This window comes from Pseudoalteromonas sp., from assembly GCF_036960685.1.
In the GTDB taxonomy this organism is placed as follows: Bacteria; Pseudomonadota; Gammaproteobacteria; order Enterobacterales; family Alteromonadaceae; genus Pseudoalteromonas.
The window spans coordinates 1-19,783 of sequence record NZ_JBALXK010000029.1; the positions used below are offsets into that span (position 1 = coordinate 1).

At 42.0% G+C, this 19,783-nt stretch carries 17 protein-coding genes; 13 read left to right on the plus strand and 4 right to left on the minus strand.

The window, feature by feature from the left end; genetic code table 11:
- Nucleotides 1-682 precede the first annotated feature (682 nt).
- From V7783_RS18465 to hslR, 4 genes are all read right to left on the minus strand, one after another.
- A complete protein-coding gene (locus V7783_RS18465) occupies nt 683-3,907 on the minus strand; it encodes a TonB-dependent receptor (protein WP_335679969.1) in 3,225 nt (1,074 codons plus the stop codon).
- A gap of 414 nt (nt 3,908-4,321) precedes the next feature.
- Nucleotides 4,322-5,860 (minus strand): phosphoenolpyruvate carboxykinase, encoded by a 1,539-nt coding sequence (locus V7783_RS18470; protein ID WP_283709777.1) that lies wholly within the window; start codon nt 5,858-5,860, stop codon nt 4,322-4,324.
- Between the two features lie 265 nt (nt 5,861-6,125).
- The gene (hslO, locus tag V7783_RS18475; protein WP_335679970.1) at nt 6,126-6,971 is read right to left on the minus strand and encodes an Hsp33 family molecular chaperone HslO; all 846 of its coding nucleotides are present in this window, start codon (nt 6,969-6,971) and stop codon (nt 6,126-6,128) included.
- Between the two features lie 12 nt (nt 6,972-6,983).
- A complete protein-coding gene (hslR, locus tag V7783_RS18480) occupies nt 6,984-7,406 on the minus strand; it encodes a ribosome-associated heat shock protein Hsp15 (RefSeq protein ID WP_441831037.1) in 423 nt (140 codons plus the stop codon).
- A gap of 203 nt (nt 7,407-7,609) precedes the next feature.
- Between hslR and gspC the strand changes: the two genes are divergently transcribed.
- From gspC to V7783_RS18545, 13 genes are all read left to right on the plus strand, one after another.
- Nucleotides 7,610-8,557, plus strand: coding sequence for a type II secretion system protein GspC (gene gspC / locus V7783_RS18485; protein ID WP_335679971.1), 948 nt, complete (start codon nt 7,610-7,612; stop codon nt 8,555-8,557).
- Between the two features lie 23 nt (nt 8,558-8,580).
- Nucleotides 8,581-10,644, plus strand: a complete 2,064-nt coding sequence (gene gspD, locus V7783_RS18490) for a type II secretion system secretin GspD (protein ID WP_335679972.1) — start codon at nt 8,581-8,583, stop codon at nt 10,642-10,644.
- Nucleotides 10,637-12,196, plus strand: coding sequence for a type II secretion system ATPase GspE (gene gspE / locus V7783_RS18495; RefSeq protein WP_335679973.1), 1,560 nt, complete (start codon nt 10,637-10,639; stop codon nt 12,194-12,196). The genes gspD and gspE overlap by 8 nt, the downstream gene beginning before the upstream one ends.
- Before the next feature lie 2 nt (nt 12,197-12,198).
- Nucleotides 12,199-13,434 carry a type II secretion system inner membrane protein GspF gene (gspF, locus tag V7783_RS18500; protein ID WP_335679974.1) on the plus strand — a complete coding sequence of 412 codons (1,236 nt, stop codon included), beginning with the start codon at nt 12,199-12,201 and terminating at the stop codon, nt 13,432-13,434.
- A gap of 74 nt (nt 13,435-13,508) precedes the next feature.
- Nucleotides 13,509-13,931, plus strand: coding sequence for a type II secretion system major pseudopilin GspG (gspG, locus tag V7783_RS18505; RefSeq protein WP_335679975.1), 423 nt, complete (start codon nt 13,509-13,511; stop codon nt 13,929-13,931).
- 46 nt (nt 13,932-13,977) lie between these two features.
- Nucleotides 13,978-14,580, plus strand: coding sequence for a type II secretion system minor pseudopilin GspH (gspH, locus tag V7783_RS18510; protein ID WP_335679976.1), 603 nt, complete (start codon nt 13,978-13,980; stop codon nt 14,578-14,580).
- Nucleotides 14,580-14,957 (plus strand): type II secretion system minor pseudopilin GspI, encoded by a 378-nt coding sequence (gspI, locus tag V7783_RS18515; RefSeq protein WP_064668573.1) that lies wholly within the window; start codon nt 14,580-14,582, stop codon nt 14,955-14,957. Before gspH ends, gspI begins: the two co-directional genes overlap by 1 nt.
- Complete coding sequence (gene gspJ / locus V7783_RS18520; RefSeq protein ID WP_335679977.1) at nt 14,958-15,689, plus strand: type II secretion system minor pseudopilin GspJ; 732 nt, start codon at nt 14,958-14,960, stop codon at nt 15,687-15,689.
- Nucleotides 15,679-16,674: a type II secretion system minor pseudopilin GspK gene (gspK, locus tag V7783_RS18525; RefSeq protein ID WP_335679978.1), complete on the plus strand. Its 996-nt coding sequence runs from the start codon at nt 15,679-15,681 to the stop codon at nt 16,672-16,674. The genes gspJ and gspK overlap by 11 nt, the downstream gene beginning before the upstream one ends.
- Nucleotides 16,671-17,879 (plus strand): type II secretion system protein GspL, encoded by a 1,209-nt coding sequence (gene gspL, locus V7783_RS18530; RefSeq protein ID WP_335679979.1) that lies wholly within the window; start codon nt 16,671-16,673, stop codon nt 17,877-17,879. Before gspK ends, gspL begins: the two co-directional genes overlap by 4 nt.
- Nucleotides 17,876-18,349, plus strand: coding sequence for a type II secretion system protein M (locus V7783_RS18535; RefSeq protein ID WP_335679980.1), 474 nt, complete (start codon nt 17,876-17,878; stop codon nt 18,347-18,349). The genes gspL and V7783_RS18535 overlap by 4 nt, the downstream gene beginning before the upstream one ends.
- A gap of 3 nt (nt 18,350-18,352) precedes the next feature.
- On the plus strand, nt 18,353-19,111 hold the full coding sequence (locus tag V7783_RS18540) for a type II secretion system protein N (protein WP_335679981.1): 759 nt from the start codon (nt 18,353-18,355) through the stop codon (nt 19,109-19,111).
- Between the two features lie 18 nt (nt 19,112-19,129).
- The gene (locus tag V7783_RS18545; RefSeq protein WP_335679982.1) at nt 19,130-19,750 is read left to right on the plus strand and encodes a UPF0149 family protein; all 621 of its coding nucleotides are present in this window, start codon (nt 19,130-19,132) and stop codon (nt 19,748-19,750) included.
- Nucleotides 19,751-19,783 lie beyond the last annotated feature (33 nt).

The window sequence follows — 19,783 nt, forward strand, 5'->3', positions numbered from 1 at the left end:
GTAGCATTTGTTATGTGAAAGTAGGTCATCCTACTGCGTAGCGCACCATGGCTCCAAATAAGAGAAACCCGTTACAGAAATGTGACGGGTTTTTTGTTATCTGGTATTTAATAAATAGCCAAGACTCCATGCCGAACTCAGTAGTGAAACAAAACAGCTCGAAGGCGAGCCCCGGCCAATGATAGTGTAGCATTTGTTATGTGAAAGTAGGTCATCCTACTGCGTAGCGCACCATGGCTCCAAATAAGAGAAACCCGTTACAGCAATGTGACGGGTTTTTTGTTATCTGGTATTTAATAAATAGCCAAGACCCCACGCCGAACTCATTAGTGAAACAAAACAGCTCGAAGGCGAGCCCCGCACAAGGCCGCCCCGACACAATGATAGTGTCGCATTTGTTATGTGGCTCTCTACGCTGTGGGCACTACAGGTCATCCTACTGCGTAGCGCACTATGGCTCCAAATTGAGAAAGCCCGATTCGAAAGAATCGGGCTTTTTTACGTCTGCATGAAAGTGAATTAGCTTGCAAGTTAGCGAGAGTAAAGAGACGAAGTACTCGACTATCGTGTTTAAAAATTCATTCTGATAAAACTCGCAAACTCGCAAACTCGCAAACTCGCAAACTCGCAAACTCGCAAACTCGCACTACTTATAAGTGAATGCAAACTCGAGCTTTCATATTTAGAATATTGCACGAACGCTTAGTGCGTAACGTTGGTCTGTGGTAAAGCTAAGAGCTTCAGTTCTAGTTCCATCTTGATCTAATTGATACTGAGTTTTTGTTTCTGTATCGAGTATATTGCTCGCCTCAAAGCCTATTTTCCAATGATCATTGATTGCGTAATATAAGCTGGCGTCCATCATGCCTGAAGCTTCAGCATAAGCTGGTACGTACTCTTCAGATTCTCGTAGGGTCAACAGGTATTCAGAGCGCCAAGTATAAGCTAGACGAAATGAAATGTTTTCGTACTCATACATACCAATAACATTCAAATTTTGGTCTGAATAGCCTTGTAGTGGTAAATCACTAAATACGCGGAAGGTGTTGCGATTGTCCGCAATAGGATCACCGTTTTCATCAAAGCCAAGGGTGCCTGCAGATACTTCGTTTGGATCCTCTAAACCGTCTTGGTCTATATAGGTGTAGTTAAACTGTAATCCTAAACCGCTAAATGCACCAGGCAACATGTCATAGAATTGAGAATAGGAAAACTCAGCTCCACGGATAGTACCTGAACCTGTATTTGCAGGCCCGTAAGCAGATACATCGTATATTTCATCATTGAAGGTAACGTCTAAATCGAATGCTCTGTTACGAATAATGTTACTTAACTTTTTATTAAATAATCCCACTGTGACATAGCCTGCAGTGGCAAAGTACCATTCAGTTGATAAATCAATATTTATAGATTCTTCAGGTTTTAGGTTTGGATTACCTGATAGGGCTGTTAGTTCAATATCATCAAGCCCAACTACAGGGTTATTAGCTTCGTCATAGTCGGCGCCTGGGGTTTCTAGTCGGCGAGTATAGTCTAAATTTAAAATACTGATATTTCGGGCATCTACTAGGCTTGGGTAGTACAATGCTTTTGATGCACCAAAGCGTACAACGACATCTTCGCTTACGCCAAAACTTAAATTTAAACTCGGCAGTATAGTGTTGTAGTCGGTTCCATCAACAGTACTTAACTGGGATTCACCATTGGCAATATCGTAGTAACGCTTATACTCAGCCTGTTGCATTACTTCGTTTAATGATGTGCCAGGTTCTCCGCGTTTAATTACTTGTGGTTGCACAAAGGCGCCAGTTGATTGCAATTGATAGTTAACATAGCGAAAACCAATATTACCGGTAACTGGAATTGCTAAATCTATAAAATCAAAATCGCTGCGTATGTAAAACTCACTACGCTTCTCATTGGTTGAGCTAATGTTATGGGCTGCAAAGGGTCCTTCGACACGGTTTTCTTTATCTGCATAGGGTACGTAAGTGCCTGAGCACATGCCATTATTGGCTGCGCTATTAGTGGCATTATGCCAGCCATCCTTGCAACCTTGACGCAAGGAATCTGCGTAGTTTTTAACTAGATCCATGCTTGGGAAAAGAAAGTTGTTCACGTCTCCTTGCAGTACTTGCCCATGGTAGTAATCAGAAAAATCAACGCGTTCAAATAGTTCTGGACGGTTGACTGCAGCAGCTGCGTTACGATCAGCTTGTATCCAAGGGGTGCCAATTGCCGACCACCCCTCATAGGCTGTATCGCGAACTGTTAGGTCCTTATCTGAGATATAGAAACCGGCTTTTATATTCGTGAAATTTCCATCAAGTTCATAATTAACATCAAATTTAAAGCTGTTTGCTGTTGCTGTATTATGTTCTTCTTGCTCCATACCGCTGCCTAGGAATAAATTAGGCACTGGACCGTCCCAATCTTCATTCGGCGACCAACCCGCAGTCATTATGTTGTCACTGAGAAACTCAACAGTAGGTCTATCGCCACGCATATCAAGGAAGTATGGTGATACAGCATAAACATGGTTGCCTCTAGTTTGACCCGACATACTGTAATTATTAACGACTTTCTCTGAGTCTACATGTTGGTAATCAAACTCTAAAGTGAGCCTATCAACAGGTTTGAAAACAAGATTAAATGAAGTATCTTGTACGGTGCTCTCGTTATAGTTCCAACGACTACGATAGAAAAAAGGGGTTTCAGGGCTAACGCCTAGCGCAATTCCTGATGTTACAAAGCCATTCTCTGTTGTTAGCGGGTAGCCATTTGCTGAATCATCTTGCCAATTTTGAGATGACCCCATAAAACCTCTAAAGCCTTGTGCAGCTTGACCGATTTGGCGTTCATTCCACTCTAACGATGCTTTTGAGTTGATGTGTTCAACAGTGGCAACAATTTTATCATCATCACTGGCCCATTGTAATGAACTGGTGAAGCCGGTTCGTTTACGGTCGTTTGTTGCAGTACTCATGTGGATTGCTGCAGGCACGTACCATACACTATTTGCAGGTTGACCAGGAAGTGCTGCACCGTCGACAGGTGAACTTGGATCAACGCCGGTGATACCTCCCCATTGATCAAGGGTAGGTATGAAGGAATCGCCACGAGCATGAAAGTTACCTAAGCCCACGCCATCGCCGCGGGTTTTATATTCAGATTGGGATGCCGCAATTAAAAAGCCAAATTTACCAGCACTGGTATCCCAATTATCAGAGAAAAGCGCTGAAAAAGAAGGGGTAGTTTCATCGCGAAAATCACTATAGTTTGCTTTACCGTTAAAAGAAATTATTTGATCTGTAGAATCAAAGGGCTTGCGGGTAATTAAATTAACGGTACCAGCAACACCACCTGAAATAAGGTCGGCAGTCTGGTTTTTCACGACTTCTACGGCACTGAGTAATTCGGCAGGAAAATCTTCATAGCTTAAGCCGCCATTTGGGTTTGCGCTGAATGCATCACGGCCATTTACTTCAGAGCGCACTCGGTCCAAACCGCGCACTAAAACGCCAGTACCTTCATCAGCATAATGCTTTGGGTCACTCGATGACGCAAAGCGTTCAATAGTCACGCCTGGCACACGTTGTAAGGCTTCGGTTACAGACTTGTCGGGCAAGGCACCTATATCAGAAGCGGTAATAACATCTTTTACAGTATCGGCATAGCGCTTAAGATTTTGCGCGCTATTGATACTGCCTCTGATCCCTGTTACCTCGATGACTTCCATAGCTTCGTCTTTACTTTTATCGATGACATCGCTGTCATTTTGTTGCGAATTTTGCGCTGAAAGTAGTAGTGGGCATAAACCCAATAGTGCGTATGAAATAGCTAAGCTAAGCCGACTTTTAGTGCGTTTTATATTGTTATTATGGCTATCGATGACTAATTTTGACATGGTTTAATCTCTTATGTTTCTTTTTATAACCAGCTTTAGCTTGACTGACCAAAGGCCAGAAAAGCCATTCCCTTTAACCGACATTACAACCCAATATGCCCTGTATTTAACTACCTACTCTGCAATTAATTACTTACAAGTAGGTAAAAAGTAACATTTTATTAAAAATGTACAGTTACTTTTTAACATAAAACAAAAGAAAGTAAATGCTTTCGATTAAAATATTTCCAAAATTGCAATTTTGCTGAGATTACTACTGAGATGAGTAAAAGAGTTTTTTTAGCTGCACTAAGCTCTAGTTACTAAAGAGTAACTATTACAGATGAGCCTTAATAAAGTTTTCTGATAATGAATAGAGTTGATCAAAAACGCCAGCACGAGGCTGGCGTTTAAATTCGGGTTTAAAGCGAGTTATTACGCTTTTGGTCCGGCATTTTTGATTTCGTCTGAAACATCGTATTTTGCGAAGTTTTCAGTGAAGTCTGCTGCTAGTTTAGCTGCATATTCTGCGTATTTAGCTTTATCTTCCCAAGTATTGATTGGGTTAAGTAGCTCACTGTCTACACCAGGTACTGCAACTGGTACGTCTAGGTTTAGCACGTCAATATGTTGTGTTTCAACACCTACAAGGCTGCCCGATACGATAGCATCCACTACTGCACGCGTAGTTGGAATATCAAAACGTTTGCCTGTTCCGTAAGGGCCGCCAGTCCAACCTGTATTAACTAGGTAAACTTTAGCGCCGAACTCGCGTACACGCTTCATCAGCAGCTCTGCGTACACACCTGCTGGACGTGGGAAGAAAGGTGCACCGAAACAGGTTGAAAATGTTGATTCAATATCACTTGTAGAGCCAATCTCGGTAGAACCTACTTTGGCTGTGTAACCGCTTAGGAAATGGAACGCTGCCGCTTCTTCGCTAAGGATTGATACTGGTGGTAATACACCACTTACATCACAAGTTAGGAATACCACTGCTTTTGGTTCACCTGCACGGTTCTCTACTTTACGTTTTTCAACATGTTCTAGTGGATACGCTGCACGGCTATTTTGAGTTAGGCTAGTATCATGAAAATCAGGAATACGGTTTTCGTCAAGTACTACATTTTCTAGGATAGTACCGAAGCGAATTGCATCCCAAATTACAGGCTCATTCTTTTGTGAAAGGTCGATACATTTAGCGTAACAACCACCTTCGATGTTGAAAACACTGCCTGGTGCCCAGCCGTGCTCATCATCACCGATTAAAAAGCGAGTTGGGTCGGCTGATAGAGTTGTTTTACCTGTGCCTGATAGGCCAAAGAACAATGCGGTATCACCAGCTTCACCTACGTTAGCTGAGCAGTGCATTGGTAATACACCTTTAGCTGGAAGTAGGAAGTTCTGTACAGAGAACATTGATTTTTTCATTTCACCGGCGTAACGCATACCTGCTAGCAATACTTTACGTTGTGCAAAGTTGATAATTACTGTGCCATCGCTGTTTGTGCCATCACGTTCTGGATCACAGACAAAAGAAGGTACATTCATTACCTGCCACTGGGGTAAATCAGATGCATTATAAGATTTAGGCTCGATAAACATGTTTTTGGCAAATATATGATGCCATGCAGTTTCTGTCGTAACAACGACAGGTAAATAGTGCTCAGGATCAGCGCCAACTTCAAGGTGAGAGATGAAGTGGTCGTTGCTTTGCACATGTGCTTCTACACGTGCCCATAAAGCGTCAAATTTATCTGCATCGAAAGGGCGGTTTACATTACCCCATTGGATTTCATTTTCAGTACTTGATTCTTGAACAATAAAACGGTCTTTTGGTGAACGGCCGGTACGGTGACCAGTGTTCGCAACAAAAGCTCCATTGGCGGCTAAAGTCCCTTCGCCACGACGGATCGCGTGTTCGACAAGTTCAGCTGCAGTTAGATCGACAAAACGAGTAGCGCTTGAAGTCATGTTTATACCTAAATTGTGTGAGATTGAACGGGATAGCTCTGGGGTTCTTGTTTCCCTTTAAGCTGTAATTATAGTAACAGATGGATTAGGGATATTCGAGCCTATGAAAGGCCTAAAAACACATATATTTGGTAAAAAACATGAATAATTTCAATGATACCGGTGTCATAAAAGTAATACAATTCATGACACCGGTATCAATTTTTAGCATAAAAAAACCGCAATAAATGCGGTTAGTTTTTTGCTGCTATTTTGCACTATGATGTTAGTTGAAAATACTCTTCACATCTTGCTCATTAAAAACATAATCTTTTAAGCAATAGTGGCAGCTGATTTTTACTTCACCATTTTCGGCAACATCATCTAATAATGCTTGTTGACCTACATTAACAAGTGCAGTGATGGTTTTTTCTCGACTACAACCACATTTAAATTGGATTGCTTGTGGCTCATACACGCGAGGATTATCTTCATGGTAGAGTCTGGTGAGCACTGTGGCGGCATCAAGCTCTAATAGTTCTTCGTTTTTAATCGTGTTACTAAGTGCTTCTAAGTGGGTAAAGTCTTCTACAGACTTTTCTTTATTAACTGGAAGCACCTGCAATAGTAGCCCCGCAGCTTTTGCATGGCCTGCGGTGGTATCTGTGGCAAACCATAAGCGAGTTTGTAATTGCTCTGATTGGGTGAAGTATGCTTCTAGGCATGCTGCTAAGGTATCGTGCTCAAGCGGTACGATACCTTGGTAGCGCTCACCCTTAGTTGGGGTAATAGTTAAGACCATCACACCATTGCCAATTAAATCTTGAATAGTTGAGCCGGTTACTTCACTTTGTAAGCGAGCAATACCGCGCATATTTTGTTTATGGTCACCATTAATCACTGCGTATTTCACAGGACCATCGCCTTGCAGTTGCACGGCTATATCACCTTCAAATTTTAAGGTGGCGGTAAGTAGGCAAGTTGCGACCAGTAATTCACCCAGTAAAGCTTGCACGGGGGCTGGGTAATTATGGTTGGCAATCATTTCATTATAAGCTTGCTCTATTTGCACGAGTTCGCCGCGCACGTCTAGTTGATCAAATGTATAACGATGAAGTAAATCTTGTTGCATGAGTGGCTTTACCTAACTTGATTTCATTTTTAAAAGTTCGCGTCTTTGCTTTTTATCTGGTTTACGATCCGGATGCGGTGCAAAAAAGCTATTGTTTTTGCGCGCGATGCTATTGGCTTCGCGTTTTTCGATACTTGCATCTGATTCTTGATACAAGGTTTGAGCAATGGGGGCACTTAAGCGTTTATCAAGTAATTTAAGCACAGTGATAACTTTTTCATCAACTCCTTGAGCAAGCTTAATCACGGCATCTAATTCAACTATTTTGCTAGGTTTAGTGCGCTGACCATTATAATGCACTTTACCACCTTGCACCATGTCCCGTGCGATGGCGCGGGTTTTATAAAAGCGAGCAGCCCACAACCACTTGTCTAAACGGATACTCATTGTTTCATCTTTTGACGTGGAATTACGGGTGTTACTTTTTGACACAATTGTACTCTTTTAAAGCGCGGTTCTGTAAGGCAAAATTTAGCATGAAACTTACTAACAAAGAAATAGTCGAAGCTTTTCATACTCAACGTAAGCGTTAATTTACCCTGTTTACAAAGTTTAATATTAGTGCGCTTGTTGAATGAAAAATGAAAAGGTACTATAGGCCAGCGATAAAGCAGTAAATTAAAATAAGAACATCATTTATGGAACAACAATTACAACAGCTAAAACACTTAGTAAGTAAATTACCCCATGCTAAATTGAGTTGGGCGGTAACGCTTTTAGCCGTTGTTTATATTGCCTTTTTAGCTGCAAAGTTATTTTGGTTAATATGGCCTGTGCCTGCTAATTCAAACCTCTCTCCAAGTTATATTAATACTGCTTCGGGTAAATCAGAGCGTGTTAACACGCAATCAATTTTAGAGCAAAACTTGTTTGGCAAGGCTGATGCTGCGCCTAAAAAAGCAGCAAGCAAACAAGCACAAGTTATTAACAATGCGCCAGAAACACGATTAAGCATTAATTTAACCGGTATTGTTGCGGTCAGTGGTAACGACTTGACAGGTTTAGCTATTATTGAATCTCAAGGGCAACAAACAACCTATCTAGTTGATGAGGTTGTGCTGGGTACTCGGGCAAAACTTGCGCAAGTATTACCGGATCGAGTGATTTTAGATGTCAGCGGTCGTTTTGAAACATTAATGTTAGATGGTATGGATTTTACTAAAACTGTGTCGATGCCAGTGCTTGCCGAGCGCGAAAATGATGAGCCAGAACTTAACGCCGGCCCGCAAATGGAAAGTGACCGCCAAATTGATGTAACAGCGGATCAAGATGTAAAAGAAGAGATTATAGAAACCCGCGAAGAGCTATTAAAAGATCCCGGTAAACTATTTGACTATATTCGAGTATCTCAAGCCATGAAAGACGGTGAGTTAATTGGTTACCGTTTAAGCCCAGGCAAAGACCCCGCTTTATTTACGAAGATGGGATTACAAAATAATGATTTAGCTGTTTCGATTAACGGCTATCAACTCAATGATTTACAACAGGCCATGTCAGCTATTAATGAGCTGCGTAATAGCACCGATGCAAACATCACGATTGAACGTGAAGGGGAGCAAATCGATGTACAATTTAGCCTGCAATAACCTAGCTTTGGAGTTCTAATATAATGGTTCACGCGCTACACCTCAAAAAAATCAGAAAAGGGTTAGCTAAGTACGCAACACTTTTTTTTGCGGCTAGTTTATCTCTATCGGTGTCAGCCGTTGAGTACGCTGCAAACTTTAAAGGGACCGATATTAACGAGTTTATAAATATCGTTGGTAAGAATCTGAATAAAACCGTCATTATCGACCCTAACGTGCGTGGTAAAGTAAATGTACGCAGTTATGAATTGATGGACGAAGCACTTTATTATCAATTCTTTTTAAATGTTTTAGAAGTTTACGGCTATTCAGTGGTCGAAATGGATAATGGCATTTTAAAAATAGAAAAAAGCTCTGATGCGAAAAAATCAAACGTGCCGTTAGTCACTGCAGATGACCAGGCTCGCGGTGATATGATGATCACCCGTGTGGTGCGCGTTAAAAACGTCAGTGTGCAAGAGCTCGGCCCATTAGTACGTCAGTTCAGCGATCAAAAAGATGGTGGTCATGTCGCTAACTTCAACGCTGCCAACGTCATGATGTTGACCGGACACGCAGCATCAGTGAATCGTCTGGTTGAAATTATTCGCTCTGTAGACCAAGCGGGTGATAAGCGGGTTGATATCGTTAAGCTAAACTTTGCCACAGCCGATGATGTAGTTTCCGTTGTAGAAAACATCTATAAAGATAGCGGTAAAGGCAGTATTCCAGAATTTTTGATCCCTAAAGTGGTTGCCGATGGTCGTACAAATAGTGTGATTGTCAGCGGTGAAGGCCAAGCCAGAACTCGCGCCATTGAATTGATTAAACGCCTTGATGGGGAATTGCAAAACCAAGGTAATACTAAGGTTATCTACCTAAATTACGCTAACTCTGAAGATTTAGTTAAAGTGTTGCAAGGGGTGAGTAAAACCCTTGCCGAAGAAGGCCAAGGTGCGGCAACTAAAACCCGTAGTCGCAGCCAAAATGAAACCAGTATTGAAGCTCATCCAGATTCTAACTCGTTAGTTATTACTGCACAGCCCGATACCATGCGTTCACTTGAATCAGTCATTGAGCGTTTAGATATTCGCCGCGCGCAAGTACTTGTTGAAGCAATCATTGTTGAAGTCATGGAAGCCGATGGGATTAACTTTGGCTTACAGTGGATTTCAGAGCAAGGTGGTATGGTGCAGTTTAATAACGGCAGTACTGTACCCGTTGGTTCACTTGCTGTTGCAGCAGAGCAAGCACGTGATAAAACAGTGACGAAAAATGTTGTAGGCACAGACTCTGGTAATGCAACTGAATATGAAGAAACAATAGAAGGAGACCTAGGTCCTCTTGCTTCATTACTCGGTGGCATCAATGGCTTAGCCATGGGTATTATCAAAAATGACTGGGGTGCGATTATTCAGGCGGTTTCTACCGATACTAACTCTAATATTCTTGCTACGCCTTCTGTAACCACTATGGATAACGAAGAAGCGTCAATCATTGTTGGTCAAGAAGTGCCAATAATCACTGGCTCACAAACCGGTTCTAACAATTCAAACCCATTCCAAACAGTTGAACGCCAAGAAGTGGGTGTAAAACTAAAAGTAACACCACAGATTAATGACGGTACTGCTGTACAGTTGACTATCGAGCAAGAAGTGTCTGGCGTCAGTGGTGCTACCTCGGTTGATATTTCAATTAATAAACGTGCAATTAAAACCACAGTAATGGCTGATGATGGTGGCATGGTAGTGCTAGGTGGTCTAATCGATGAAGACGTGCAGGAAAGTGTGTCAAAAGTACCATTGTTAGGGGATATTCCAATTCTAGGCCATTTATTTCGCTCAACCAGTACTAGTAAACGTAAGCGTAACTTAATCGTGTTTATTCGCCCAACTATCGTTCGTGATGGCATTAAAATGAATAAATTAAGCCACAGTAAGTATAACTTTATTCGTGGTGAGCAGTATAAACAGAAAGAAGATGGCATTGATTTAATGCCGCTTACGGAAGCACCTATTTTACCTGAGTGGAATGATGCACTTGTGCTGCCACCAACGTACGAAGAATATTTAAAACAGCAAAATGCAGATGAGCGCAATAATGACTGATGCAATCACTGAGATCACCGACGAGCAAGCTACGCCGTTAGATAACAGCGAATTGATGACCAGTGACGACTTGGTCGAGCTGCCAAATAAGCGATTGCCATTTTCCTATGCACGACGCGCAGGCATGTTATTAAGTAAAAATAATGATGACCGAGTGGTTTTCTACCGCGGCGAGCTTGATATTGATGCACTGTTAGAGGTGCGACGTATCGCTGGTCATGGTTTTACGCTTGAGCAATTGCCTGATGATAAATTTGAGTTGTTATTAGAAGCATCGTATCAACGCGATAGTTCTGAAACCCAGCAAATGATGGAAGATATTGGCAACGAGGTTGACTTGTTTTCCCTTGCTGAAGAGATGCCGCAGACCGAAGATTTATTAGCGGGCGATGATGATGCGCCAATCATTAAGCTGATCAATGCGATGCTCAGTGAAGCAATCAAAGAAGGCGCCTCGGATATTCATATCGAAACCTTTGAGCAAGAGCTAGTGATCCGTTTTCGGGTTGATGGTGTGCTTAAAGAAGTACTGAAACCAAACCGTAAGCTGGCCTCGTTACTTGTTTCGCGAATTAAAGTTATGGCGAAACTCGATATTGCTGAAAAGCGTATTCCGCAAGATGGTCGTATCAGTTTAAGGATTGCCGGACGTGCCGTTGATGTCCGGGTATCAACTATGCCATCAAGTTTTGGTGAGCGTGTGGTACTGCGTTTACTAGATAAAAATAACGCCCGTTTAAATCTTGAAGATTTAGGTATGACGCTGCGTAACCGTGAGCTATTCTCTGATCTGATCAGCAAACCGCACGGTATTATTTTGGTGACCGGGCCAACGGGCTCCGGTAAAAGTACCACACTGTATGCGGGCATGAGCCAAATTAATTCTCGCGACCGTAATATTCTTACAGTAGAAGATCCTATCGAGTATGAAATTCCTGGTATTGGGCAAACACAAGTAAATACTAAGGTGGATATGACCTTTGCCCGTGGCCTGCGCGCCATATTACGTCAAGATCCTGATGTGGTGATGGTAGGTGAAATACGTGACCTTGAAACCGCGCAAATTGGCGTGCAAGCATCACTTACCGGTCACTTAGTGATGTCAACGCTGCATACCAATACCGCAGCAGGCGCGATATCACGGATGGAAGATATGGGTGTTGAACCTTTCTTATTATCATCTTCTTTACTCGGCGTGCTATCGCAACGGCTAGTACGTACTTTATGTAATAGCTGTAAAGAAGCACATGTTGCCGATGAGCGAGAGTGTGAATTACTTGGTGTACCATTTGTCGAGCCGCCAACAATTTACCGTGCTGTAGGTTGTGAAGAATGTAATTTTAATGGGTATCGAGGTCGTACCGGTATTCATGAACTGCTGGTCGTTGATGAAACTGTACGTGAGCTAGTACACAGTGGTAAGGGCGAACAAAGTGTTGAAAAGTACATTCGTAAACATACGCCAAGTATTCGCCAAGATGGCTGTAGCCGTGTATTAGCTGGTAAAACGACCCTTGAAGAAGTGTTACGTGTAACACGTGAGGAAGGCTAACTATGGCAGCATTTGAATACCGCGCACTCGATAGTCGTGGCAAAGAAAAAAAAGGTATTCAAGAAGCGGATACTGCGAAACAGATACGCCAATCTTTACGTGAACAAGGACTTACTCCGCTAGAAGTGGTTCCGGCTGCGGAAGGTGAAAAGCACGTCAAAGGTGAGAAAAGCACACTGTTTGGCAGCTTTTTTAAACCGAAAATATCCACCTCTGATCTCGCGTTGATCACACGTCAATTAGCTACCTTAATTCAATCAGCGTTGCCTGTTGAAGGTGCTGTAATGGCGGTGGCTGAACAGTGTGAAAAACCACGTATGAAACGTATGCTAATGTCGGTACGTTCAAAAGTAGTTGAGGGTTATACGCTTGCTGATGGGATGTCAGAATTTCCGCATGTGTTCGATAATTTATATCGCGCCATGGTGGCCGCAGGTGAAAAGTCAGGCCACTTAGATGCGGTACTGAACCGTTTGGCCGATTACACGGAACAACGCCAACACATGCGTAGTCAAATAACCCAGGCAATGGTCTATCCGGTGATCTTAGTTATATTTGCAATTGGTATCGTTTCAATATTGTTAGGTACTGTAGTGCCGAAAATATTGAAGACATTCGAGAAATCAAAGCAGGTTTTACCTTGGACTACTGAGTGGGTAATGGCTGCGAGTAACTACGTACAAAATTACTGGTTGATCACTTTAGTGATGTTCACTGTGACAGTGATTGGCATTAAACACGCATTAAAACAGCCAAAAATTCGTTTTTGGTATGATTCAAAAATTTTAATAATGCCGGGAATTGGTAAAGTAGCGCGCAGTATCAATACCGCTCGATTTGCCCGTACCTTGAGTATTTTATCGTCAAGTTCAGTGCCATTATTGGAAGGGATGCGTATTTCTGGTGGCGTATTGATCAACGAAAAAATCAAAAAATCAGTGGCCGATGCTGCCACTCGTGTCAGTGAAGGGGCGAGCTTAAGAGCCTCTTTACAACAAACTAAATTATTTCCACCGATGATGCTGCATATGATCGCCAGTGGTGAAAAATCAGGTGAACTTGAGCAGATGCTGGAGCGCGCTGCAAACAACCAAGATCGCGAATTTGAAACCATGGTAAATGTCTCGCTAAAACTCTTAGAGCCTGCGATGATAGCATCCATGGCAGTTATAGTATTGTTTATCGTTATGGCTATATTGCAACCTATCATGGCCATGAATAAAGCGATTGGACTTTAACATTTTTAGGGATTTCGTAATGCATTTTCAGCGTGTTACGATGGTTAATTATTAAGAACAACAGAGGTATGTACGTGAATAAACAAGCAGGTTTCTCATTACTCGAAGTTATGGTGGTACTGGTTATCATTGGCATGATCATGTCAATCGTGGCACCCAATATTATGGGCCAGCAAGAAGAAGCGGCGTTAGATAAAGCGCATCTTGATATTCAGCAACTAGAAGATGCTATGAGTCTTTATAAATTAAAGAACAAAGCGTACCTAACCACAGAGCAAGGCCTTGAAGGCTTAGTAACTAAAACTAGCATTGAGCCAGTACCAAAGCGTTTTCCTGAAGGTGGTTTTATTTCTAAACTACCGGAAGATCCATGGGGCAACCCGTATCAGTTAATCAGCCCAGGCGAAATTGGTAAAATAGATTTATTTTCTATGGGACCCGATGGTGAGGTAGGTACCGATGATGACATTGGTAACTGGGATGAAGAAAAACAATAATGCATAGTGAGCTACAGGCGTTTTTTCACTCAGCACTGAGCTTAGCATGTTGTTAAGTGCTCGTGAGTCACGCCTTGCAAAGCTAAAGTCACCGAATCGTGGCTTTAGCTTAATTGAGATTTTAGTTGTGCTAGTGGTGATAGCTTTTGCCACTAAAATGGTGGTATACAGCCTTGATGGCGGCGACGAAGATGAGCTTGATAAACAGGCGCTGAGACTGCATACCACTATTAATATGGCCTCTGAATTTGCGATATTAAATCAGGTTGAACTCGGTTTCCACTTGGATAAAAACACCTTTGAGTTTTTAGTGTTTGATGGTGAAAAGTGGATCACCTTTGATCGTGAAAAACTGTTTGCGCCAATCACCGTCGATGAACGTTTAAAACTAACTCTCAATTTAGACGATTTAGCATGGTCACAGGATAACTTACTAGAGCAATCCAATTGGCGTGAGCTAATGAGTGGTGGCGACGACGAAAGTTTACTCGAATTACAAAAAATGAAAATTCCACAAGTACTACTTTTATCTTCAGGTGAAGTAAGTGCATTTCAACTTATCTATGAATTACAAGACGAAAAAGAACCTGTGTACTTCATTGAAGGAGAGTTTTCGGCACCGGTTAACTTACGTAGAGAGCCAGAATAATGCATAACAAATATCAAGGTTTTACCTTATTAGAAGTTATGGTGGCGCTGAGTATTTGCGCTATGGCCGGCATCGCTGCGATGCAAGCGACTGGTGAGCATATTAATCACTTATCAAGCCTCGAAGAGCAAACTTATGCATCTTGGGTCGCTGAAAATGTATTGATTGAACAGCGTACCTTAGGTGAAAAGTGGCAAGGTAAAAATGGCACCAAAGGCACTGAAACAATGGCCGGTATAGATTGGTATTGGCGCCAAGATACTGAAGCAACAGCTGATAAAAGCTTTTTAAAAGTCACGATTAATGTATTTAGTGATGAAAAGCTAGAGCACTCAGTTTATGAGTTAACCAGCTATTTAAATAAAGGCAGCAAATAAGTGAAGCAGCGCGGTTTTACACTCTTAGAAGTGATGGTAGCGCTGGGTATTTTGGCCTTTGTAGTGTTAGCGACTCACCAAATCCTTGATTCAACTACTAAAGCTAAAGATGCATCAGATGAAAAAATTGCTGAGTTAAATGGGCTGCAAACTACCTTTAGATTAATGGATCAAGATTTTAGCCAAATGACCAAGCGCGCAGTGCGTAATGAAGCGGGTGATGTGCAAGAGCTATACATACTTGCCGGACGTTACACTTTAGATAGCCAATATGATGGCATTGGTTTTGTGCGAGATGGTTGGGTTAACCCAATTAACTTATTGCCACGCTCAGAGCTTCAAGCCGTTGGCTACCGCGTAATTGATGACAATCTTGAACGTGTCTACCGTGTGTATGTTGATCAACTCGATAATATTGAGCCGCGTGTACAAGTGATCCTTCATGATATTGAAGATCTTAAGTTTGAATTTTTAGATGACAAGAATGAATGGCAAGAGCAATGGCAAATTAAAGCATTGCCAAAAGCGATTGCAGTGACAATGCAACAAATTGAGGCCGAGCCTATTCGCCGTGTATTTTTAGTTCCTGGTGATGGGAAAGTTACTGTACAAGCACCTGTCGGAAATGGTGCTGCGGGCAATAACGGCAATAATACTGGTAATGGTGGAACAGGCGGTAATAGTAATAGTAATAGTGGGCAAAACCAGCGAGGGGGGGCTAATGGCAATTAGATCTTCCCGTGGTGCTGCGCTTATCATTGTTTTATTTATTGTTGCTTTAGCCTCTATTCTAGCTGTTGAGATGAGTGCTAACTTACTCGTTCAAGTGCAAAAAAGTACCAATATACAAGGTCACCAGCAAGCTAAGTGGTATGCCTATGCAGCTGAAGAGCTTGCCATAAAAGCTATTTTACAGAGCAAAAAAGATGATCCTGATAAAACCACTTTAAAACAAATATGGGCACAGCAAGGTGATATACCGTATCCGGTTGATAATGGTACCTTGCAAGGTAATATCACTGATTTGCAGGCGTGTTTGAACCTTAACGCATTACGAGCCGAAGCTCCGCAAACGGGTAGCGGTAGTACGAATAAAACCAACCCTGCCCATTCGGCGCTATTAGCATTATTGGAAAATATTGAAAATTTGCCATCAGAAGAATCAGAAGAAGCAATGGCTGATAGCGTATACGACTGGCTAGATGAAGATAGCATTACTTATCGCTCAGGTGCAGAAGAGGACGAGTACTTATCGCGTCAAACTCCTTATATGACCGCGAATAGTTATTTTGCATCAACCTCAGAGTTACGCTTAGTAAAAGGCTTTAACCCTTTAGTAATGGAAAAAGTATTACCTTATGTGTGTGTGATCCCAGGTAGCGAATTATTAGCGATTAATGTCAATACCCTCGCTCCTGAGCAAGCATTGTTATTAAGTGCATTGATTGATGGCCTAAGTGAGTCAGGGGCGCAAGCTGTGTTATCTGCTCGACCAGAAGATGGTTTTACTGATATAGAAGAGTTTTTTGAGCAAGTTAATCAACAAGGGGCGCAAAATGTTAAGTCCGTTGAGAACTTGTTCACCATAAAGAGCGAATATTTTAAACTACAAGCGCAGGCTAAATTTGTCGATCTGCGTTTTTCGATGACCACTTTACTGCAAGCCAAAAATGGCGAAGTAACTATACTGGCGCGAAAATTTGGAGGCGTACAGTGACAGAAATACTGTTGATCCGCACGGGTCAAACTCAACAAGATAGTATTAATTGGCTGATTTACTCACCATTAGAACAAGAAATAATTGCCAGTGGCGAATTGCCGAACGCTGAGCAACTAAGTGAGCTTGCTGAAAAATCACAAAGCCGTGAAGTTGTTGTATTGTTACCTTGTGATCAAGTGCAACTAAAAACGGTAATACTACCTACTAAATTCAATCGCAAGCTTGAGCAAGCACTGCCGTATATGCTTGAAGAAGAAATTGCATGTGATGTAGATGATTTATTTATAGCCATTGCTGAGCCGACGATGGTGGAAGATAAACATGCGATTAAAGTAGCCATGACAGATAGGGACTGGTTTGAAACTTGGCTAACTGTATTTGCTGAGCATGACATAGAAGTATTCAAACTGTTACCAGATGCATTATTATTACCTGTTGCTGAAAACGGCGGCCTAAGTGTTATAGAGCTCAATAATCAGTGGCTGTGTAAGCAAGGTTCATGGCGCATTAGTGCTGTAGAGCAAAGTTGGTTAGCTGAATACTTAACTGCGTTAGGTCATCCTAATGTTGAACATTACAGCCCTGCATCACAATTTCCAGAGACCGTGACTCTTACAGCACAAACTGATGCCTATGATTTACCATTGGCGTTATTTGCCAAGCAATTACCGAATATTAAGTTCAACCTACGCCAAGGTCAGTATCAACTGAAAAAGAAAAGCGCATTATGGTGGGGGTATTGGCAAAGTGCAGCCATTGCAGCAAGTATCGCCTTAGTTGGCTCCGTTGCTGTTAAAGGCTTTGAATTGCACCAGTTAAATAGCGAGCTTGAAATTGCTAAAACACAAGTTGTGACGCGTTATCAAACCGCTTTTCCAGGTAAAACCGTACGCCCACATTTAATTAAAAACCAGATCCGCGGTGAACTGGCTAAATTAGAGGGAGGCAGTAGTGCAGGATTCCTCGATTTAACTAATGAGCTTGTCGGGGTATTTAACCAGGTTAAAGACTTTACCCCAGAAACATTACGTTATGACCAGCGTCGCAATGAACTCAGAATTCGTGCCCGCGGTAAAGACTTTCAAACGTTTGGGAAAGTTAAATCAATTCTCGAACAACGAGGCTTAACTGTTGATCAGGGGTCATTAAATAATGACGGCGACTTTGTAGTCGGTGAAATCAAACTACGAGGTGCTGCATGAAACAACAACTTTTAAAACAGTGGCGTAGCTTAAAAGAGCAAGAGCAACAATTAGTGATGGTCGCAGGTGTTATCTTTGTCATCTTTGTATTAGTTATGGGGATTTTTAGGCCGTTAAATAATGCTATTGCTGAAGCTGAAAAAAACCAAATTAAACAGCAAGAGTTATTAACTTGGGTTGATAGCAGCATTGTTAAGCTCAAAGCTGGCAATGCGCGTGCTATTACAAGTAATCAAAATTTGAGTCAAATCGTGAATGCCACCCGAGGCCGTTTTGATATTACCATTAGCAAAATGCAACCTAGCGATAATTCACTAAGGTTAACCATTGACTCAGTACAGTTTAATAAACTTGTAGAATGGCTGGACGAGCTAGTAAATACAAAAGGCGTATTGATTGAAAATTTAGATCTTAGTCGCGACGATAAACCAGGCTATGTGCGTGTTAGCCGATTGGTATTAGAGAAGTAAAGAATGAAAAAAATAGCGATTCTTATAGTAGTGTTTTTGTTTGCTTTTATCTTTTTTGCATTATTAAAAACGCCCGCTGCCATTGCACTTAATTTGGCAAGCCCTCACTTACCGAAAGATCTGCAAATAGGCCAAGCCTCAGGCAGTATTTGGCAGGGTCGGATCATGCAACTGCGTTATCAGGGCGAGCAAATTAATAATCTAAACTGGGATGTGTCTGGTTGGGCATTGTTCACCGGCAAGCTCAAGGGCAATTTGAAGTTTGGTGATGTGCGTAACACTGATGAAATGTCTGGTCGTAGTGACTTTAGTTATGGTTTATTTAATCAAGCGGTGGCATTAAATGATGCCACATTACGCTTGAGCGTTGAGCGTGCGATGCAGCGTTTGCAGTTACCGTTACCTATTAGCGCTAAAGGTCGGGTGATTGTTGAATTAGATGAATATAACTCTGGGCAGCCTTATTGTGATGCGTTAAGCGGAGAAATTGCCAGCCCCAACATAGACGTAAAAGGGTTATCTGGTTGGTTTAGTGTTGGTCCACTAAGCGGTAAGTTAAGTTGTAAATCAGGTGACATTGCTGTGTTAGTTGATCCAGAAAACCGTTTAGGACTAGCCGCCGACGCTACTTTAAAAGCTAATCTAGATTTCAAAGTAGCTGGTTTTATTAAACCTGAAGCATCGCTACCCAAAGAAGTACATGATGCCGCTAAATTTTTGGGGCGAGCGGATAGCGATGGCCGGTATCCTTTAAATTTTTAAGCAAGGTTAAAGTGTTATATGCAAATTCCAGAGTTTTCGGCGCAACATGGCCAACAGTTAAGTGCCTATTTAGCGAGTCATGACGACGCCATGACTTTAGTGCAAAGTAAAGGCTACTTGTTTGCGGTAATATGCTCACCCGAGCCATTAGATGTTCATGAGTGGCTTGAACAGATTGTGCCAAATACAAACGGTCAACTAGAAGAGCAAGTGTTGTTTGCCTTTATGGCCTTGTATCATCAGATCAGTGAGCAAGTGTATGAGACCGGGTTTAAGCTGCCGGTTAGTTTACAAGTCAGTGGCGAAGATGACAGCTACCTTGATTTGCATGAGTGTCAGCAATGGTGCCAGGGCTTTGTGCAAGGCGCACAAAGCTATATTGGTAAGCTGTTGCAAGCAGATACTCTTACGAGCGATTTAATTGAAGCATTGCAAACTGCTTATGCGAGCTTAGGTTTTTTTGCATTAGAGCCACAGCTTATTGCAACAATTGCCGAGCAAAATCAGCTTAGTGAAGTACAGCTAAGCCAGCAACAGTATGCAGTGATGGGAGATTTTGCGTTAGGTTTTGCAGAGCTAATAGAAATCATCGCGGTACAAAGTGGTCTATACAGCGATGAAGAAGAGAGTTGGAGCTAGCCTAGCTCCAACACGATTTCTGTGCAGCCTTTC

Coding starts and splice junctions, on each gene's coding strand:
- V7783_RS18465 (WP_335679969.1), bottom strand. CDS start 3,907: ATGTCAAAATTAGTCATCGATAGCCATAATAACAATATAAAACGCACT.
- V7783_RS18470 (WP_283709777.1), bottom strand. CDS start 5,860: ATGACTTCAAGCGCTACTCGTTTTGTCGATCTAACTGCAGCTGAACTT.
- hslO (WP_335679970.1), bottom strand. CDS start 6,971: ATGCAACAAGATTTACTTCATCGTTATACATTTGATCAACTAGACGTG.
- gspC (WP_335679971.1), top strand. CDS start 7,610: ATGGAACAACAATTACAACAGCTAAAACACTTAGTAAGTAAATTACCC.
- gspD (WP_335679972.1), top strand. CDS start 8,581: ATGGTTCACGCGCTACACCTCAAAAAAATCAGAAAAGGGTTAGCTAAG.
- gspE (WP_335679973.1), top strand. CDS start 10,637: ATGACTGATGCAATCACTGAGATCACCGACGAGCAAGCTACGCCGTTA.
- gspF (WP_335679974.1), top strand. CDS start 12,199: ATGGCAGCATTTGAATACCGCGCACTCGATAGTCGTGGCAAAGAAAAA.
- gspH (WP_335679976.1), top strand. CDS start 13,978: ATGTTGTTAAGTGCTCGTGAGTCACGCCTTGCAAAGCTAAAGTCACCG.
- gspI (WP_064668573.1), top strand. CDS start 14,580: ATGCATAACAAATATCAAGGTTTTACCTTATTAGAAGTTATGGTGGCG.
- gspK (WP_335679978.1), top strand. CDS start 15,679: ATGGCAATTAGATCTTCCCGTGGTGCTGCGCTTATCATTGTTTTATTT.
- V7783_RS18535 (WP_335679980.1), top strand. CDS start 17,876: ATGAAACAACAACTTTTAAAACAGTGGCGTAGCTTAAAAGAGCAAGAG.
- V7783_RS18540 (WP_335679981.1), top strand. CDS start 18,353: ATGAAAAAAATAGCGATTCTTATAGTAGTGTTTTTGTTTGCTTTTATC.
- V7783_RS18545 (WP_335679982.1), top strand. CDS start 19,130: ATGCAAATTCCAGAGTTTTCGGCGCAACATGGCCAACAGTTAAGTGCC.